The sequence below is a fragment of the Haladaptatus rarus genome, from assembly GCF_054177585.1.
The window spans coordinates 1-1,815 of record NZ_JBPEHG010000041.1 but is presented as its reverse complement, the minus strand read 5'-3'; the positions used below and the strand labels follow the sequence as shown (position 1 = coordinate 1,815).

The 1,815-nt window shown below is 56.0% G+C and carries 1 rRNA gene; it reads left to right on the top strand.

Annotation, left to right across the window (positions count from 1 at the left end):
• Positions 1–199: 199 nt before the first annotated feature.
• Positions 200–1,815 (top strand): 23S ribosomal RNA (locus ACR3FE_RS27725); the annotation flags it as partial.

The following is a 1,815-nucleotide window of genomic DNA, read 5'->3' as shown; positions in this document are numbered from 1 at the left end:
AATCGTTCCCCTTAAGTACAAGGGGGCGAAACGAACTATCCCGAAGCTAACCGATGCACCATCCCGCGAAAGCGTGGTTGGGAAGGGTTCGACGCACGCTCTTGGCGACCACCGGGACGTGCGATGACGACCGTATGTACGTGCAATCCAGGCGTCCACTGGACTCACATCAGTGAGTTTACAGTGAATCCAAAATCATATTACGTGGCTACTGTGCCACTTGGTGAATAGCTCGGCTCGAGCGCCGACGACGGACGTGCCAAGCTGCGAAAAGCCTGAGGGAGCCGCACGGAGGCGAAGAACTCAGGATCTCCGAATGGGAATCCCCACCGCAATTGCTTCGCGCAATGGGGAACGCCGAGAACTGAAACATCTCAGTATCGGCAGGAAAAGAAAGCAAACGCGATATCGTTAGTAACGGCGAGTGAACACGATCCAGTCCAAACCGAAGCCTTCGGGCAATGTGGTGTACGGACTGACTCTCAGCAACCGACAACTTCTACGAAGTCTTCTGGAACGGAGCATGAAACAGGGTGACAATCCCGTAGTAGAAGCCAGTACGTTGTGCGTCAGCTCCAGAGTAGCGGGGGTCGGAAATCCCTCGTGAACGTCGCGGGCATCGACCGCGAAGACTAAACACGACTCGAGACCGATAGCGAACAAGTAGCGTGAGCGAACGCTGAAAAGCACCTCGAAAAGGGAGGTGAAATAGGGCTTGAAATCAAGTGGCGATGGAGCGACAGGGCATACAAGGCCCACCAGAAAACGACCCGGGAGCAATCCCGCAGTAGGAACTGGTGGGAGCCGGTGTTCTGTCGTACGTTTTGAAAAACGAGCCAGGGAGTGTATCTGATTGGCGAGCCTAACTCGTGTATCGAGGGAGGCATAGGGAAACCAATAGGGCCGCAGCGCTTTGCGCGAGGGCCACCGTCTTCAAGGGCGGGGAGTCGATTGGATACGACCCGAAACCGGGTGATCTACGCATGGGCAAGGCGAAGCGTGGCGAAAGCCACGTGGAGGCCTGCTAGAGTTGGTGTCCTTCAATACCCTCTCGTGACCTATGTGTAGGGGTGAAAGGCCCATCGAACCCGGCAACAGCTGGTTCCAACCGAAACATGTCGAAGCATGACCTTCGCTGAGATAGTTCGTGGGGTAGAGCGACCGATTGGAAGTCCCGCCTCCGAGAGGAGTCGGCCTTCCTGTCAAACTCCGAACCTACGGACGTCGTTGACGCGAGGAATCCGGTGCGCGGGGTAAGCCTGTGTACCAGGAGGGAGACAACCCAGAGCTGGGTTAAGGTCCCAAAGTATGAGCTAAGTGCAATCGAAGGTGGTCGCAAGCCCTAAACAGCCGGGAGGTGAGCTTAGAAGCAGCTACCCTCTAAGAAAAGCGTAACAGCTTACCGGCCGAGGTTTGCGGCGCCGAAAATGATCGGGGCTCAAGCTCATCACCGAGACCTGGCGGCACGCTTCAACGCGTGATCCAGTAGGTTGGCACTCTGGACGGGTGGAAGTACGGGCGAGAGTTCGTGTGGACCGTTCAGTGTAGAAAATCCTGGCCATAGTAGCAGCGTTAGTCGGGTGAGACCCTCGACGACCTTACGAGTAAGGGTTCCTCAGCAATGCTGATCAGCTGAGGGTTAGCCGATCCTAAGTCCCATCGCAATTCGAGTGGGACAACAGGGAAACTGGTTAATATTCCAGTGCCATCATGCACTGAAAGTCGACGCTTCAGGAAACATCGAGCCGGGCAGTCGCCCGGTCGAACCATCAAAGTTCGTGGAAGCCGTAATGGCAGGAAGCGGATGAACGGTGG